12 protein-coding genes are annotated in these 16834 nt (G+C 59.8%); 4 read left to right on the top strand and 8 right to left on the bottom strand.

Features of this window, described 5'->3' with window-relative positions; genetic code table 11:
* Positions 1–17: 17 nt before the first annotated feature.
* From ACA062_RS00730 to ACA062_RS00715, 4 genes are all read right to left on the bottom strand, one after another.
* Positions 18–1610 carry an efflux transporter outer membrane subunit gene (locus ACA062_RS00730; protein ID WP_497454803.1) on the bottom strand — a complete coding sequence of 531 codons (1593 nt, stop codon included), beginning with the start codon at positions 1608–1610 and terminating at the stop codon, positions 18–20.
* A complete protein-coding gene (locus tag ACA062_RS00725) occupies positions 1607–2671 on the bottom strand; it encodes an HlyD family secretion protein (RefSeq protein WP_497454802.1) in 1065 nt (354 codons plus the stop codon). Before ACA062_RS00725 ends, ACA062_RS00730 begins: the two co-directional genes overlap by 4 nt.
* Before the next feature lie 26 nt (positions 2672–2697).
* Positions 2698–4236, bottom strand: coding sequence for an MFS transporter (locus ACA062_RS00720; protein ID WP_497454801.1), 1539 nt, complete (start codon positions 4234–4236; stop codon positions 2698–2700).
* Positions 4237–4461: 225 nt separating this feature from the next.
* A complete protein-coding gene (locus tag ACA062_RS00715; RefSeq protein ID WP_497454800.1) occupies positions 4462–5388 on the bottom strand; it encodes a LysR family transcriptional regulator in 927 nt (308 codons plus the stop codon).
* A 269-nt stretch (positions 5389–5657) separates the two neighbouring features.
* Here ACA062_RS00715 and ACA062_RS00710 point away from each other — a divergent pair, with 269 nt between their 5' ends.
* A complete protein-coding gene (locus ACA062_RS00710) occupies positions 5658–6644 on the top strand; it encodes an RHS repeat-associated core domain-containing protein (RefSeq protein ID WP_497454799.1) in 987 nt (328 codons plus the stop codon).
* Positions 6645–6699: 55 nt separating this feature from the next.
* Here ACA062_RS00710 and ACA062_RS00705 read toward each other — a convergent pair whose 3' ends face one another.
* The 4 genes from ACA062_RS00705 to ACA062_RS00690 are packed head-to-tail and all read right to left on the bottom strand — an operon-like array spanning position 6700 to position 10392.
* Complete coding sequence (locus ACA062_RS00705; protein WP_497454798.1) at positions 6700–7566, bottom strand: ABC transporter permease; 867 nt, start codon at positions 7564–7566, stop codon at positions 6700–6702.
* Positions 7567–7586: 20 nt separating this feature from the next.
* Positions 7587–8447 carry an ABC transporter ATP-binding protein gene (locus tag ACA062_RS00700; protein WP_497454797.1) on the bottom strand — a complete coding sequence of 287 codons (861 nt, stop codon included), beginning with the start codon at positions 8445–8447 and terminating at the stop codon, positions 7587–7589.
* A 5-nt stretch (positions 8448–8452) separates the two neighbouring features.
* Complete coding sequence (locus tag ACA062_RS00695; RefSeq protein ID WP_497454796.1) at positions 8453–9478, bottom strand: ABC transporter substrate-binding protein; 1026 nt, start codon at positions 9476–9478, stop codon at positions 8453–8455.
* A 17-nt stretch (positions 9479–9495) separates the two neighbouring features.
* Positions 9496–10392 (bottom strand): TauD/TfdA dioxygenase family protein, encoded by an 897-nt coding sequence (locus ACA062_RS00690; RefSeq protein ID WP_497454795.1) that lies wholly within the window; start codon positions 10390–10392, stop codon positions 9496–9498.
* Positions 10393–11085: 693 nt separating this feature from the next.
* Between ACA062_RS00690 and bcsQ the strand changes: the two genes are divergently transcribed.
* The 3 genes from bcsQ to bcsB are packed head-to-tail and all read left to right on the top strand — an operon-like array spanning position 11086 to position 16813.
* A complete protein-coding gene (gene bcsQ, locus ACA062_RS00685; protein ID WP_497454794.1) occupies positions 11086–12321 on the top strand; it encodes a cellulose biosynthesis protein BcsQ in 1236 nt (411 codons plus the stop codon).
* Positions 12318–14513: a UDP-forming cellulose synthase catalytic subunit gene (gene bcsA / locus ACA062_RS00680; protein ID WP_497454793.1), complete on the top strand. Its 2196-nt coding sequence runs from the start codon at positions 12318–12320 to the stop codon at positions 14511–14513. The genes bcsQ and bcsA overlap by 4 nt, the downstream gene beginning before the upstream one ends.
* Positions 14513–16813, top strand: a complete 2301-nt coding sequence (gene bcsB / locus ACA062_RS00675; protein WP_497454792.1) for a cellulose biosynthesis cyclic di-GMP-binding regulatory protein BcsB — start codon at positions 14513–14515, stop codon at positions 16811–16813. The genes bcsA and bcsB overlap by 1 nt, the downstream gene beginning before the upstream one ends.
* The last annotated feature ends 21 nt before the right edge of the window (positions 16814–16834 follow it).

Below are 16834 nucleotides of genomic sequence, written 5' to 3'. Positions count from 1 at the left end.
TTTGGCCGTACCAAACCTTAACGCTGCACCGTCTCTACCGCCGGGTACACCGACTCCCATCCCCCGCCCAACGCCTTGTACAACCCGACCATCGCCAGCGAAACCCCGGTCGAGCTTTCGACCCTTTGTTGTTGAGTCGCCAGCAACTCACCCTGCACGGTAAGAACGTTGACGAAATCCACCACCCCTTCCACATATTGCTGCTGCGCGGTGCGCAGGGCGATCCGGTTCTGGCGTACCGCTTCGGCAAGGCGGTCGCGGCGCAGCTGGCTGGCGTTGTAGGCGGACAGTTGATCATCGATCTCATGCCAGGCGCGCAGTACGGTTTGCTGATAAGCCAGTGCCGCTTCCTGCTGTTGTGCTTCACGCAGATGCAGCATGCCGCGCAAGCGTCCGCCATCGAACAGCGGCAGGCTGAACTGCGGACCTATACCGAATGAGCGCGAGCCCCAGGAACCAAAATCGCTCAGCTGCATGGCTTGGGCGCCGACATTGCCCGACAGGGTGATCCGCGGATAGAAATCGCCCTTGGCCACGCCGATGCTGGCGGTGGCGGCATGCAGGCGGGCTTCGGCCTGGCGGATGTCCGGGCGGCGTTCGGCCAATTGCGACGGCAGGCCGATGGCGACCTGACGCGGCGTTTGCGGTACCGGGGCTTCTGTAGATAACTCGGCATGCAGTGCTTGCGGTGGTTCGCCCATCAGCAGGCTGAGGGCGTTGATCAGTTGCGACTGACGTTGCTCCAGTGCCGGCAGGCGCGATTCGATGGCGGCGACCTGCGCAGCGGCCTCGGCGACATCCAGATCGGTGGCGACGCCGTCGGCCAGGCGCAGCTGCGAGAGCTTCAGGCTATGGCGGGCGACGTCGAGGTTCTGCTCGGTGACGACTCGGGTACTTTGCACACCGCGTAGCTGTATGTAGTCCTGGGCGGTTTCGGCGAGGACTGATAGCAGCACGCCGCGGCGGTCATTTTCCGCGACTTCCAGGGTGGCATCGGCGGCCTCGGTTTCGCGGCGCACCCGGCCCCAGAAGTCCAGCTCCCAGGACGCGGAGAAGCCGGCGTCCCACAGATTGAATGCCGAGTCGCCGTTGTTGCCCGACGGATCGTTCAGGCCTTTGCCGCTGTTGCGTTTACGCCCGTAGCTGCCCGTGGCGGCGGTATTTGGGTAACGCTCAGCAGTAATTACCTGACGTGCAGCGCGATTTTGCTGCAAGCGGCTGCTGGCGAGTTTCAGGTCGAGGTTGTCGATCTGGGCGCGTTGGATCAGGGCCGAGAGTTTCGGGTCGTGGAACACCTCCCACCAGCGTTCGCCCATGGTTTCGGTGACGGCTTGACTGGCGGCGGCTTTTGACGGCTTCGACCACTCGGCGACTTGTTGCGCCTGAGGTTTCTGGAAGTCCGGGCCGACGGTGCAGGCTGAAAGGCTCATGACGAGTAAGGCGCACAGGGTTAGCTGAGGCAGCCGGCCTCTTCGCGAGCAAGCCCGCTCCCACACTGGATCTCCTTTTGTGCATGAAGCTTGGGCACTCAGCAGATCCAATGTGGGAGCGGCGGTGCGGCGATCCGACTTGCTCGCGAAGGCGCCCGAACAGTCGACAAAAATCTTCATCTTTGAGCAACCTCATGCTCGCCAGCGCTCGCCGTATCGATCCTCGCCTCCACCGACATCCCCACCCGCAACCGCTCAGTCAGCGGCTGACCGGCATCCAGCACGATCTTCACCGGAATCCGCTGCACAACCTTGGTGAAATTGCCGGTGGCATTGTCCGGCTTGATCGACGCAAAGGTCACCCCGGTGGCCGGGGCGATGCTTTCGACACGTCCACGCAAGGTTTCGCCGCCAAGGCTGTCGACGCTTACCTGCACGATCTGTCCCGGCTGTACGTCGGTCAATTGGGTTTCCTGAAAATTGGCGATCACATAAGCCTGAGCGAGCGGTACCACCGCCAGAATCTTGCTCCCGGGCGTGACATAGGCACCGACGCGCACCGCACGCTCGCCGACCATGCCGTCCTGAGGCGCAACGATGCGTGTATAGGACAGCTCATAACTGGCCATTTCCAGCGCCGCTTGCGCCCGTTTCAATCCACCGTCGGCCGCGTCGCGCTGGGCGGTAAGGATCTCCACTTGCTTGCGTTCCGCGGCCAGTACCGCCGTGGCGTTGGCTAACCCCGCGCTGGCCTGATCGATGCGCGTGCGTGCTTGCTGAGCGTTCTGCACCGTACCGGCACCGACGCCGGCGAGGTGGTTGTAGCGGTTCAATTCATGCTCGGCGAAGGCCACCTCGGCTTTGGCGGAAACGACGGTGGCCTGGGCCTGGGCGATCACCGAAGTCTGACGCTCGAGGGTCGCCCGCGCATTTTGCAGTTGCGCCCTCGCCACCAGCGTCTCGGCGTCGGCGGCCTGGGCGGCGGCGCGCAGATCGCGGTCATCGATGACCGCCAGCAACTGCCCGGCCTTGACCTGCTGGTTGTCTTCCACCAGCACGTCCTTGATAAACCCGGCCACGCGCGGCGCCACCAGGGTGAAGTCCGCCGAGACAAAGGCATCATTGGTGCTCTGTTGCGTACGCTGGCCGAAAATCCCCGGCACCAGCAGATAAACCAGCACGCCGACCGCCACCACCGCGACGGCGCCAACGGCCACTTTTTGCTTTGCTTGAGTCGTCATAAAAACCTTCTGTTTCAGTGGAGCATTCAAGTCGGCGCGCGCGGTGGATAGATCCGCGTCGGCAGCCAGAAAATCAGCAGGATCAGCGCCAGGGCGACGCCGGCCATGCACAGATAAAGATCCGAAGCGGTCAGCACCACGGCCTGTTCGTGCAATCGATGGGCAAGGCTCGCGCTGTCGCTGTCGGCCAGGGGTGAGTTACCGAGGCTGTCCACCAGCATGGTCGAATGAAAGTGCAGCCTGGACGTGGTCAGCGCTTCGATCACACCGGTGGCGATCACCGCCGACAGGCCTTTCACGGTATTGAACCAGGCCGAGGCGAACGGCCCTTCCAGCGGGCTGATGCTACCGGTGGAGAGCATCAACAGCGGCAACACCGCCATGGGCTGACCGAAGATCTGCAATAGTTGCAGCGCATAGAAATCGTCGCGAATCCACACCGACGTCAGCTGCGAACCGCCGATGCACGACAGCACCAGCATGCTCAGGCCAATTCCCAGCACCCAGCGACAATCGACCCAGCGCAGGTTGCACAGCGCCGCTACCAAGGGCAGTGCGATCAGCTGTGGCAATGCCGCGAGCAGCATGATCGGCGCGGTCTGCACCGGGCGATAACCCTGGACCTGCGCCAGGTAGCTGGACGGAATGATGATCACCGCCAACAGCACCACCAGCACCCCGGCCAGTGTCAGCAAGGCGAACGACAGGTTGCGGATGCCGAGCATCTGCATCTTGAAAAACGGGATCGGCTGCGACCATTCGTTGATCAGGAACAGCACCAACAGCAATAGCCCGCCACCGAGCAATCCGCAGATCAGGCTCGACTCGAACCAGTCCAGCCGATTGCCCTGCAGGATGCCGATCACCAGCATGCAGATCGCCGGAAAACCCAGCAGCAAACCGCGCCAGTTGAATTGCTTGAAACGCTCCAGGCGCAGAGGGTCCTGGGGCAAGCCGTAGGCCACCGCGACCATGGCAATCAGGCAGGGTGCGATGATTTGCCAGAAGGTCCATTGCCAGCCGACATGTTCGGTCCATAACCCGGCCAACGGAGTGCCAAGGCCGGGACCGAAGGTGGCCGTCAAGGCGTAACCGGCCAGGCCATAGAGCTTCACGCTGGCCGGCAAAAAACGCAGCGCGACGGTCATCAGCATCGGTGGCAACGCGCCGCCGGCCAGGCCCTGCAGGGTCCGCAGGAGCAGCAGGCTTTCGTAATTCGGGGCGAACGGGCACAACACACCCAACAGGGTGAACGCACTGATCGCGCAGAGGGTGAACCGCCGCAACGAAAACGTCACCGAACACCAGGGGGCGAACGCCATGGCGGCCACCGAGGTCGCGGTGTAGCTGGCAACCAGCCAGGTGCCTTCGTCGTAGCCAATGGCCAACGCGCCGCGAATGTCGGCCAGGGCAACCTTGGTCACCATCTCGTTGAGGCCCGACACCAGCACCGCCAGCAACACACCCAGCAGGCCGATGATGATTCGCGGACCGAACACCGGTGGCGTAACGGCGGCAATCGGGCTGGCCGCGGCCAGAGGTGCCGTGACCGTGAGGGAAGTCATTGACTGCAAGCTCCGGTGATTTGATTACCAGAGCATTTTAAGAAACGTGGTAGCTGACGAAAATCAACTTATTGGCAGGTTATAAGTGCGTCGGATGCAGCAATACAAACCCCCTGTAGGAGCTGGCTTGCCAGCGATGGTCGTCAACGATAACGTTGCAAGCCTGACACCCCGCGGTGCTCTCGGGTTCATCGCGAGCAAGCTCGCTCCTACAGGGGTCGGCGTTCAGTTGGAGGTGGGTTGTGCGGCCAGCCATGTCGCATCGCAACATGCCTTGAGCGTCTCACGCATCCACCGATGCGCCGGATCCTTGTCGAAACGAGGGTGCCACGCCTGGGTCAGCATGAGGGTCGGCAGCGGAATCGGCAGGGTGAATGAACGCAGCTTCAACCCCAGACGCCGCACACTCAGCAACGCCTCCTTGGGCACCGGCAGAATCAGATCGGAATCAGGCAACGCAAACATGGCCGCATGGAAACTCGGCGCAATCACCGCCACCCGCCGTTCCAGCCCCAGGGCATTGAGCGCCGTGTCGATCGGGCCACGGGCGATGCCGCGGCGGGACATGCTGATGTGGGAAAAACCGGCATAGCGCTCCGCCGTGATCTCTTCATCGAACAGTGGGTGGTCCTCGCGCACCAACCCGACAAAATGCGTGGAGAACAGGTTCTGCACCTTCACCTCCGGCATCAGCGGCCGGTTGTTGCTGACGCTTAAATCGATACGTCCTTCACGCAACGCTTCGTCATCCCCGTCGCCCTCCGGGACAAAACGCAATTCACAGAGCGGCGCCTGGCGTTCCATCGTGTCGAACAACTTGCCGCCGTAGACACCCACGAAGAAATCGTTGGCGCGAATACTGAACCGCCGGCGCAAGCTCCCCAACTCCACTTCATCGGCGGAGCGAAACAGCAACGCCGCCTGCTCGACCACATCCCGCACCTGCTCGCGCAAGGCCAATGCCTTGGGCGTCGGTACCAGGCCACGTCCGGCACGCACCAGGATCGGATCGCCAATGGCCTCGCGAATCCGCGTCAGCGTGCGGCTCATGGCCGCCGGGCTGAGATTCATCCGCCGCGCCGCGCCCACCACACTGCCTTCGTCGAGCAACGCATCGAGGGCGACCAGAAGGTTCATGTCCGGGAGCTGCATGTTGAGCACTCGTATCTAACCAGGATTGATTCAAACGCAATGCTAACAGCCTACCCCCCCTGTAGGAGCAAGCTTGCTCGCGAAGAACGATAACGCGGTCTACCCAGTGACCGAGTCGCCCCCATCGCGAGCAAGCTTCGCTCCTACGGGTGAACGTGTTCGGGTTGCGATGCTACACCCTAGCAGTTCTGATAGTTCTCAAGCTTGGCGCAAGCGCGTAAAACCAAAGGATTGCACTGACTTCGCTCATTTACCCAGGAAGCCGTTCCATGCCGCCAACAGATCCGGTTGATCAACAGCCATCGAACACGCAACGCACGGTGTTGCTGGCGACTGATAACCAAAACTCGGTACTCGCCGAAGTGGCTGGCAACGCAACCCATTGCCTGGCTTATTCCGCCTACGGCCATCAGTCCGCGCGACAGGCAGTCGCCACGCGGCTGGGCTTCAACGGCGAATTGCGCGAGGCGCACACCTGCTGGTATTTGCTGGGCAACGGCTACCGTGCGTACAACCCGCGATTGATGCGTTTCCATAGCCCGGACAGCTGGAGTCCGTTTGGGCGGGGTGGGTTGAATCCGTATATGTATTGCGTGGGGGATCCGATTAATCGCTCAGACCCCACGGGGCACAATTCTCTGCTTGACTTCATCTTCGGCGTGAAAAGATTTTTGTCTGGGGACCCCGGATTCAGGGTCTCAGGGGGAGGAAGGAAATTAGGTAGGGCAGCTGGGGGACTGTTAGTTAACATGAAAACCAGTAAATGGACGGGCACGGTATCCGGCCATTCGAGTGCAAGCAACGTTCAAGAGGTTGTCTCTACACCGAGTCCAGCGCTGACAGGGCCCGGAGCGTTATTCGCTGATTTTTCCAATGCAGGTGGATTTAGAAGCTCAGGCGCAAGTTCTTCCACTCAGCGAGTAACCAGGAGAAACTCACTGCCAACGACTGATACACCGCCACCGTCTTATGCTGAAGCAATGGCTCTGTCGAATGCTGACACTTTTGCCAGATCGCAACAACCTCAAACCTATGTGGTTAATAGCATGCACACGCCTCGTACATATGATCCAGGTAACTCAGTTCCGCGCGTACCTACAGCCCAACAGAGAGCCCTCGAGCAACATCAAGCGCAAATGGCAGCGCAACATGCAGCTCAGCAAGCTCAATTTCAGGCTGCGTTAGCGGCTTTGGACAACGTTCAAAGAGATGCTGCTCAGCTTCGGCAGGCCAACCGAAATTGTCGGATACTTTGAAATATCTGGGACAATCTCCGCAACGTTCTTCGGTTGCTAGCCGTCGGCTCCCGCCTCACCGTTGCATCCCCCACCGCTTCACCGTCACCCGTTCCAACGTATCGAACACCAGATTCTCCACCAGCAACCCGATCAAAATCACCACCGCCAACCCGGCAAACACCTTGTCGGTATACAGCTCATTACGATTCTGAAAAATGTACCAACCCAAGCCACCCTTACCACTGGTAGCACCAAACACCAATTCAGCCGCGATCAGCGTGCGCCAGGCAAAAGCCCAGCCGATTTTCAGCCCGGCGAGGATCGACGGCAGCGCCGCCGGGATCAGAATGAACAGCACGAAACGCATGCCCTTCAATCCATAATTACGCCCGGCCATGCGCAGGGTTTCCGAGACGCCGAGGAACCCGGCATAGGTGTTCAGCGCCAAGGCCCAGAGCACCGAATGCACCAACACGAAAATCAGGCTGTTCTGCCCCAGCCCGAACCACAGCAGCGCCAATGGCAATAGAGCAATCGCCGGCAGCGGGTTGAACATCGAGGTGAGCGTACTCAACAGGTCGCGACCGAACTGCGTCGACACTGCCAAGGTGGTCAAGGCAAATGCCAGTACGATGCCGATCAGGTATCCCTTGAGCAGCACCACCAGGGAAATCCACACCTTGCCCAACAACTCGCCACTGAGCAGGCCGTCGTACAGCGCATGACTGGTTTGCACGAAACTCGGCAGCAGCAGGTCGTTGTTCTGAATGCGGGCAACCACTTCCCACAGCACCGCCAGCAATATCAGGATCAGGCTTTTACGAATCCAGCCCTGTTGCCACAAACGCTGACCAAGGGGTAATTCACGCTCCAGCGGCACGCTCGTCAGGGGCTGCAAAACGGTTTCGAATTCTTGTCGCGCAGATGAAAACTGGCTCATCGGGCACTCCTCTCAATGGCTCAGTAAGCGATGCGGATGTCGGAAAAATCCAGCTCGCGCTCGGTTTCCGGTGACTGGCCTTCATCGAACAACAAGCGATGAATGCGTCGCGCTGACGCCTGAAAAGCCACGCCACCGAGACTGTGCAAATCGTACTGATGGCTGTGAACTTCGGCCCGCACGCGACCCGGATGGGGTGACAGCAACAAAATCCGATTGCCCACCACCAGCGCTTCTTCGATGGAGTGAGTGACGAACAGCAACGTGAAGCGCACTTCTTCCCAAAGCAGCAGTAATTCTTCCTGCATCTTGCGTCGGGTCAGCGCATCGAGCGCGGCGAAGGGTTCGTCCATCAGCAGGATTTTCGGCTGCATCGCCAATGCCCGGGCGATGGCTACCCGGGCCTTCATCCCGCCGGACAAGGTATGTGGGTAGGCATCGGCAAACGCCGCCAGCCCGACCTTGTCCAGATAGTGCAGCGCCCGTTCTTCGGCTTCCTTTTTCTTCAGGGTTCGGGAGGCCAGCAGCGGGAACATCACGTTCTGTTTGACGGTTTTCCATGGCGGCAGCTGATCAAACTCCTGAAACACCACAATCCGGTCGGGGCCCGGCGCAGTGACGGTTTGCCCCTGCAGCCGAATTTCGCCCTCGCAGGGCTGGATGAATCCGGCGACTGCTTTAAGCAATGTCGATTTACCGCAACCGGACGGACCGAGCAGCACAAAACGGTCCGCCGGATCGATTTCGAAACTGACCTGATGGGTTGCCCGAACCACACGTTGCGGCGTGCGGTATTCCAGGCTGACCTTGTCGACCGACAGCAACGCCTGGGCTGCCACGATCGGGTTGCTGGCCGTGTGGCCTTGCAAAGGGGCGTTCATCTCGATCAGCTCCCTTGCAGTGGTTTGGCATCCTGGAAGAAGTAGTCCTTCCACGAATCCGGTTTGTTCTTGATCGCGCCGACGCGGTAGAGGAACTCAGCCAGCGGATAGGTATTTTTCGGCGTGACGCTGAATTCGAACTGCGGGTTGTCGATGATTTTCAACAGCGCAGCGCGATCGATTTTTGCCTTGGTGACACGGATGTAAGTGTCGGCCGCCGCGCCTTTATCGTTCTGGGCAAACTGCGCCGCTTCAGTCAGCGCCTCAACGAAGGCCTTGTAGGTTTTCGGGTTCTCGTTACGGAATTTCTCGGTGGCGAACAGCACCGTCGGCGAGTTCGGGCCGAGCAGGTCGTAGGTGTTCAACACCACATGCACGTTGGGATTGGCCAACGCCTGATCCTGGAATGGCGGGTTGGAGAAGTGCCCGCTCAATTCGGTGCCGCCCGCGATCAGCGCCGCCGTGGCGTCGGGGTGCGGGACGGCGATGGTGTACTTGTCGAGGCGATTGAATTCCTTGTCGCCCCACTGCTTGGCAGCGGCATATTGCAGGAAGCGCGACTGCACCGAGACCCCTACCGCCGGCACCGCGATGCGGTCCTTTTCGGTGAAGTCGGCGATGGTCTTGACCTTGGGATTGTTGCTCACCAGGTAATAAGGGAAATTGCCCAGAGAAGCCACGGCTTTGACGTTCTGCTTACCGTGGGTGCGGTCCCAGATGGTCAGCAGCGGACCGACGCCAGCACCGGCAATGTCGATGGAACCGGAGAGCAACGCATCGTTGACCGCCGCGCCACCGGAGAGCTGGGTCCAGTCGACCTTGATGTCGATGCCTTCCTGCTTGCCGTATTTCTCGATCAGGTTCTGATCGCGCACGACGTTGAGCAACAGGTAAACAATGCCGAACTGTTCGGCGATGCGGATTTCACCTTCGGCCTGGGCCACGCTCGGCGCCACCAGGCTGCCGGCGATCAGGCTCAAACCCAGGCCGATGGCCGCGGCCAAGGGTGCAAATGGAAGTCGTTTGGACATGGCAATTCTCCGACAGATCAGAAAGGCGCGTCGCCCTGGATGGTGGTGCGATACAGCTTGCGGCGCAGATGACTGGGGCATCCGGCGGCGAGGTGGATCAGCGAACGGTTATCCCAGAACACCAGGTCGTGGGGCTGCCATTGATGGCGATAGATGTTCTGCGCCAGCACGCTGTGAGCGTAGAGCTCGGCGAGCAATTGCTGACTCTCGTCTTCCGGCAAACCGACGATGCGGGTGGTGAAACCTTCGCTGACGAACAATGCCTTGCGGCCGTTTTCCGGGTGAGTGCGCACGATCGGGTGCACCACTTCTGCGACCTGAGCAAGCTGCTCGGGCGTCAGGGTCGGGCGCCAGTTGCCTTCGAATTTGGTTTCGCTGTAGCGCGCCGTGTAGGAGTGCGCGGCCGAGCGACCTTCGACGGCTTTGCGCAGTGCCTCGGGCAAGTTGTCCCAGGCTTTGTGCATGTCGGCGAACAAGGTATCGCCGCCTTCGGCGGGCAGTTCCTGGGCGTGCAGCATCGAGCCCAGGCTCGGCAGTTCTTTATAGGAAAGGTCGGAGTGCCAGAACTTGCCGGCATCGCCGAGGCCGATGGACTGGCCGTTTTCGATGATGTTGGAAACGATGAGAATTTCCGGGTGCCCGGCCAGCAGGAACTGCTTGAGTACGTGGATCTGCAACACACCAAACCGGCGGCTGAAGGCAATTTGCTGCTCCGGGGTGATGCGCTGGTCGCGGAACACCACCACGTGATGATCCAGGTGTGCGCGGTGAATGCGAGCGAAGTCCTGGTCATTGATCGGGCGGGACAGATCGAGGCCGATGATTTCGGCACCGACGGCGCCACTGAACGGGCGAATTTCAAAGGTTTGCGGCGCGATGGTCGCGGCGCTTGGGCTAGCGGTAGCTGCAGACATAAATCACTCCCACGCACGGCGCTCAAGGGCGCGCGTCGATCAGAAACTCACGGAGGTCCCGTGTTGGTTCGTGTCGTGCGGCGCGCCGATTGGTCGGCAGGTACGCAGGAGAGTGACTTTATAGATATAAGAATTAAAATTTAAATACCGTTAGCGAATAACGATATGGCCTTAAAGATGGGGTGTATTTTAGGCCGTCTTCGCGGGCAAGCCTCGCTCCTGCAAGGATTGCTTTGCGCATGCGCGCAGGATTACAAGATATTGGAATAATAGAATTGACTTAAATTCCAATAGGGAATATAGAGCTCGTGGTCGCTTCCTTGTGTCGGAAATTTCTTCAGAACAAGTAAAAATGCTGACGCACCTCAGCCATTCAATCGCGCCAGGCAGTAAGATGCCGCCCTCTTAGAAGGGCTCGCGATAAAGCATATAGCGACGGTTTCGGAAAAATGATTTTCCTGATCAGTGCATCAAACAGCGAACGAATCGACATTTTTTTGACACAAAAAAATTGACTCTAGCGCTTATCTGAAAAAAAAGTAGCCCTGACAGCAAATTATTGACACCATCACTCTGACATCACCTCTTTCCCAGATTCCGCCGTGAATATGGGTTTTTGTGTGTGTGTGTGATTTAGGTCGAATCTGCCTAAGAAAATTTTCAGATCGCCGAAGGCAGGAACGGGGCTACTCCATGAATCGCGCAGATGACATTGCAACATTGTTCAGCTCATTCGGGGCAAGTGCGGATAGCTATAAAGAAATAGAGCCCCACTACGACTATCAGGAACTGCCGCTCGTGCCACCGGTGCGCCTGCCGATAAAGCCTGCTGCCCCGGTACTGGTTTCGGACACCACGCCTACGCCGATCCCGCCCTCCGTTCCAACCGTTGAAACGACGCTTGAGGCATCTGTCATAATACAGGCGGCCATCGACGCCGTGCTCGACGCTGCTGTCAACATTCCGACGGCCCTGGCACCGTTGCCGGCCGAGCCCGTTGTCAGGAAGCCTGCGCCTGAGACAAGCCTTGCCCCGTCCACTCAAGCATCGCCCCCTGGGTCCTTGCGCAGCTTGCTGGAAAAAGCCGCTCAAGCGCGCCTGAGCGCTCAAGACCAGGCAGTCCCGGTGGCCCCTGCGCGGATCAAAGCGCAGATAGTGGCCGTGGTGTCAGCCAAGGGGGGCGTGGGCAGAAGTACGTTGACGTCGATGTTGGCCAGCACCCTGCACCCCCAAAAGGGCGGTCAGGTGTTTGCGGTCGATCTGGACCCGCAGAATGCACTGCAATTCCATTTCGGCATTCAGGACACCGTACCGGGCATTGCTCAGGCGTGCCTGGGAGACAACAACTGGCGCGATGTTTGCCTGCCAGGCGTTGGTAATTGCCAGCTTGTGCCTTATGGCAAGACCGCTGTCACCGACTTGCAGCGCGTACAGCAAAACGTGGCCAAAGATGGCCGCTGGTTGTTCCAACAACTGCAGCGCATGGAATTGAGCGACAAAGACGTGGTGATCCTGGATCTGCCCGTCGGCATTGACGAGAGTTTGCAGCAAGCGCTGGATATCGCCGATCACCTGGTGCTCGTTATGCTGCCTGATGCCGCATCTTATCGAGCACTGGATCAAATGAAGCGCAGGCTCGAACCTTGCCTGGGCAAACTTCATCCCCCGACGCTGCACTGCATCATCAATCAGCTGGACCCTACTCATGGCTTCAGCATGGACATGGTCGAAGTGTTGAAGCAGCGCATGGGCATAAGCCTGCTAGGCGTAGTTCATCTGGACCGCAGTATCCGAGAAGCCCTGGCTTACGAATGTAACCCGATGGACCTAGTGCCCCTCAGCCAGGGTTGTCACGACATTCAAGAGATTGCCAAGGCGCTTTCAGGCCTGCTTTCACACGCACAGGTTCAAGAGTCGTCACTTTCATGAGCAATCTGAATTCAGAGCAGTGGCTCGACACACTTTTTGCGCGCGTGGAAAAGCTGCCGCCCACCGCGAGCCTGCTGCTCAAGGCCGGTGCCTGCCTGGTGGCCGGCCTGTTATTGATCGCAATGATTTGTGCGCCGCTGGACCTGGAAAGCCAGGTCGTATTTGCCCTGCTGTGCTTCGGCTCGATCCTGGTGATCCGCAAGATCCCGGGTCGCCTGCCAGTGCTGGCAATGATCGTGTTCTCGGTGGTGGCGTCCTTGCGCTATATGTACTGGCGGTTGACGTCGACCCTGGGGTTTGAAACCTGGCTGGACATGTTCTTCGGCTACGGCCTGGTCCTGGCCGAGCTGTATGCCCTGGTGGTGCTGTTGTTCGGCTACCTGCAAACCGCCTGGCCCCTGCAGCGCAAACCCATACTGCTGACCGCCCCTCCGGCTGAATGGCCGGTGGTCGATGTGTTCATCCCCTCGTACAACGAATCCCTCGGCATCGTGAAGCTGACGATCTTTGCCGCCCAGGCCATCGACTGGCCCAAGGACAAGCTGCGCGTGCACGTGCTCGATGACGGCCGCCGTGAAGACTTCAAAGTGTTTTGCCAGCAGATCGGGGTGAACTACATCGTTCGCGACAACAACCGTCACGCCAAGGCCGGCAACCTGAACGAAGCGCTGAAGGTCACCAGTGGCGAGTACATTGCCATTTTCGACGCCGACCACGTGCCCACCCGCTCTTTCCTGCAAATCAGCCTCGGTTGGTTCCTGAAGGATCCGAAGCTGGCAATGCTGCAGACGCCGCACTTTTTCTTCTCGCCGGACCCGTTCGAAAAAAACCTGGACACCTTCCGTACCGTCCCCAACGAAGGCGAGTTGTTCTACGGTTTGGTCCAGGACGGCAACGACTTGTGGAATGCGACCTTCTTCTGCGGCTCCTGCGCAGTCATCCGCCGGGCCCCTCTGGAAGAAGTCGGCGGCGTGGCCATCGAGACCGTGACCGAGGACGCCCACACGGCACTCAAGCTCAACCGCGCCGGCTATAACACCGCCTACCTGGCCATCCCGCAGGCTGCCGGGCTTGCAACCGAAAGCCTGTCGCGTCACATCAGCCAGCGGATCCGCTGGGCCCGAGGCATGGCGCAGATTTTCCGGACCGACAACCCACTGCTCGGCAAGGGCCTGAGCCTGGGGCAGCGCATCTGCTATTCGAACGCCATGCTGCACTTTTTCTATGGCTTGCCGCGTCTGGTGTTCCTGACCGCGCCCTTGGCCTATCTGGTCTTCGACGCCCAGATTTACCATGCCTCGGCGCTGATGATCATGGCCTACGTGTTGCCGCATATCGTCCATGCCAGCGTGACCAACTCACGCATTCAGGGTCGATTCCGTCACTCGTTCTGGAACGAGGTCTACGAGACGGTACTGGCCTGGTACATCATGCGGCCTGTGCTGATGGCCTTGGTGAATCCCAAGTTCGGTGGTTTCAACGTGACCGACAAAGGCGGGATCATCGACAAGGAATACTTCGAATGGAAGCTGGCACGCCCCTATATCATCCTGTTGCTGCTGAACTTGACCGGCTTGGCCTTCGGTACTTACGAACTGATCTGGGGTACAGGCGATACCCTCATCACCGTTCTGATCAACCTGGCCTGGACGGTCTACAACATCATCATCACCAGCGCATCGGTGGCCGTCGCCAGCGAAACCCGGCAGATTCGCTCCGAGCCGCGGGTACGCGCCGATCTGCCGGTCAAGATTCTGCGTGCCGACGGCAGTGAAATCGACGGCGTGACCCAGGACTTCTCGCAGAAAGGGCTGGGTATCCACGTGTCCGATGGCAGCCGGTTCGCCAGTGGCGAGCAGATCCAGGTCGCCCTCATTCGCAATACTCAAACCAGCCTGTTCCCGGCCACCGTAGCGTTCAGCAACGAAACGATGATCGGCGCCCAATTCGATCATATGACCTTGCGTCAGCAAAGTGAGTTGGTGCGTCTGACCTTCTCGCGCGCCGATACCTGGGCTTCGACCTGGGGCAATGGCGAGGTCGATACCCCGCTGGGGGCCTTGCGAGACATCAGCCTGATTGGTGTCCGAGGCATTATCGAACTGTTCAAAGCTACTGCAAAAGAAACCGGTCTTCTTTTCAAGCGCCGACGTGCTGTGCCTCAGGCCGTCGAACCTCTCCTGGATCAGTAATGACTCTCAAGCACTTTCGTCGTGCCGATGCACGACCTTACCCGTGGATGTTGATGGCCGCTTCGCTGCTCAGCGCCGGCCTCATGACTTCGACTGCCTGGGGGGTCACTGAAACCAGTCCTGCAGCGGGCACCGCGAACGGCGATCGTTACGACCTGACGCTCAAGGAGCTGGGTAAAAACTACACCATGACCTTGCGCGGCCTGGAGGCGACCGACAGCGTCAACTTCGACGTGCGCGCCGATGAGGTAGTGACAGGCGCCAAGGTGACCTTGCAGTACACCTATTCGCCCGCCTTGCTGAGCGAACTTTCGCAGCTCAACGTCATGGTCAACGACGAAGTCGCCGCCAGCCTGCCGCTGCCCAAGGAAAACGCCGGCACGCTGCAAAAGACCACCGTTGATATCCCTGCGCACCTGATCACTGAATTCAACCGCCTTGGTTTGCAGTTTATCGGCCACTACTCCATGGCATGCGAAGACCCGATGCACTCCAGCCTGTGGGCGAAGATCAGCAACGAAAGCCGCCTGAGCCTGAACGTGTCGAAAATCGACTTGCCCGATGATCTATCGTCGCTGCCGCTGCCATTTTTCGATCGCCGCGACGCCCGCGTGCTGAACATGCCCTTTGTGTTTGCCCAGGCGCCCGATAACGCCACCCTGGAAGCCGCTGGCACGGTGGCCTCCTGGCTGGGCGCGTTGGCGAGCTATCGCGGCGCGCGCTTTACGGCCAACCTGAGCCAGATTCCGCAGAAAGGTAACGCGATCGTCTTCATCAGCAGTGCCGATGGCTCGCAGATCCCCGGCTTGCAGGTGCCGACGGCCGATGATCCGAGCCTGTCCATGGTTGCCAACCCCAATGACCCGTTCGGCAAACTGCTGGTGATTTCGGGTGCCGATTCGCAAGCGCTCAAGCGCGCTGCGGCTGCACTGACGCTGGGCAGCCAGGCACTCACCGGCAACCACGTGGAAATCGACCAGATGGATACGCTGGTACCACGCAAGCCCTATGACGCGCCGAACTGGCTGCCTACCGATCGCCTGATCAAGCTCGGTGAACTGGTTGGCCCCAAAGTGTTGAATGTTTCGGGCATCAACCCAGGCGCAGTCACCGTGCCCATGCGCCTGCCACCGGACTTGTTCAACTGGCTGGAAGACGGCGCCAAGCTGAACCTCAAATATCGCTACACCCCACCACCGAGCGTGTCGGGATCGAGTTTGATGGTGAGCTTCAACGACAGCTTCATGAAGTCCGTTTCCTTGCCGTCGGTGGCGCAATTGGGCGGCGGCGCCAGCCTTTTGGCCATGCTGAAAAAAGACCCGAGCCTGGCTCAGGAAACCAATGTGTTGCTGCCGCTGACCTCGGTCGCCTTGCAGTCACGCTTGCAGATCCGCTTCGTCTACGACTACACCAAACAAGGCGAATGCCGCGACATCATCCTCGACAACATGCGGGGCATGATCGATCCGGAATCGACCCTGGACCTGCGTCAATACGAGCACTTCATGGCGATGCCCAACCTGGGCGTCTTCAAGGACGGCGGCTTCCCGTTCACCCGTATGGCGGACCTGTCCGAATCGGCGGTCATCCTGCCGGACAATGCCGGCACCACCGAACTGGCGGCCTACCTGACGGTGATGGGCCGCTTCGGCGAGTCGACCGGTTACCCCGCCACTGCCGTTACCGTAGCCCAGGCCGATCAGATCAGCGAGCTTGCGGATAAAGACTTGCTTGTCCTGGCTTCAGGCGCCAACCAACCGCTGCTGGAGCAATGGGCAAGCTACTTGCCGGCCAGCGTCGACGGTGACCGCCAGCGGTTTGATCTGTCCGATCTGCCGCTGCGGATCCGCGAATGGATCAGTCCCGACCCGGTCGCCAATCGGCGCCAGGCCCGCAGCACTTTCACCTTCAAGGGCACGAGCAGCAGCACTTACCTGACCGGTTTCGAATCCCCCCTGAAAAGCGGGCGCAGCGTGGTACTGATCGCCAGTGCACGGCCGGAAGGCTTGATTGAGGCAACGGATGCGCTGATCGGCGGTGAAGACTACACCCAGGCGCTGCAAGGCAGCCTCGCCGTGATTCAGGGCAAGCACATCAAGTCGCTGGTCGCAGACGAGCAGTATTACGTCGGTCACCTCGGGCCCTTCAAGTACGTGCAATGGATGCTCTCGCAGCATGTGTTTCTGCTGGTGCTGATCACCGCGCTGTGCATTCCATTGGTCAGTGTGCTGGCCTATCTGTCGCTGCGCGCGCGCGCACGTCATCGTCTGGCCGACGATGCCGATGTCGGGAAACACTGAGATGCGCCTTGGCGAGATCGT

Source organism: Pseudomonas sp. LBUM1679 (assembly GCF_059695565.1).
This window is presented reverse-complemented; position numbering and strand designations above follow the sequence as displayed.

What these genes read in the sequence shown, in the direction of transcription:
- ACA062_RS00700 (WP_497454797.1), bottom strand. Translation starts at nt 8,447, where the DNA reads ATGAACGCCCCTTTGCAAGGCCACACGGCCAGCAACCCGATCGTGGCA.
- ACA062_RS00710 (WP_497454799.1), top strand. Translation starts at nt 5,658, where the DNA reads ATGCCGCCAACAGATCCGGTTGATCAACAGCCATCGAACACGCAACGC.
- ACA062_RS00705 (WP_497454798.1), bottom strand. Translation starts at nt 7,566, where the DNA reads ATGAGCCAGTTTTCATCTGCGCGACAAGAATTCGAAACCGTTTTGCAG.
- ACA062_RS00725 (WP_497454802.1), bottom strand. Translation starts at nt 2,671, where the DNA reads ATGACGACTCAAGCAAAGCAAAAAGTGGCCGTTGGCGCCGTCGCGGTG.
- ACA062_RS00720 (WP_497454801.1), bottom strand. Translation starts at nt 4,236, where the DNA reads ATGACTTCCCTCACGGTCACGGCACCTCTGGCCGCGGCCAGCCCGATT.
- ACA062_RS00690 (WP_497454795.1), bottom strand. Translation starts at nt 10,392, where the DNA reads ATGTCTGCAGCTACCGCTAGCCCAAGCGCCGCGACCATCGCGCCGCAA.
- bcsB (WP_497454792.1), top strand. Translation starts at nt 14,513, where the DNA reads ATGACTCTCAAGCACTTTCGTCGTGCCGATGCACGACCTTACCCGTGG.
- bcsQ (WP_497454794.1), top strand. Translation starts at nt 11,086, where the DNA reads ATGAATCGCGCAGATGACATTGCAACATTGTTCAGCTCATTCGGGGCA.
- ACA062_RS00715 (WP_497454800.1), bottom strand. Translation starts at nt 5,388, where the DNA reads ATGCAGCTCCCGGACATGAACCTTCTGGTCGCCCTCGATGCGTTGCTC.
- bcsA (WP_497454793.1), top strand. Translation starts at nt 12,318, where the DNA reads ATGAGCAATCTGAATTCAGAGCAGTGGCTCGACACACTTTTTGCGCGC.
- ACA062_RS00695 (WP_497454796.1), bottom strand. Translation starts at nt 9,478, where the DNA reads ATGTCCAAACGACTTCCATTTGCACCCTTGGCCGCGGCCATCGGCCTG.
- ACA062_RS00730 (WP_497454803.1), bottom strand. Translation starts at nt 1,610, where the DNA reads ATGAAGATTTTTGTCGACTGTTCGGGCGCCTTCGCGAGCAAGTCGGAT.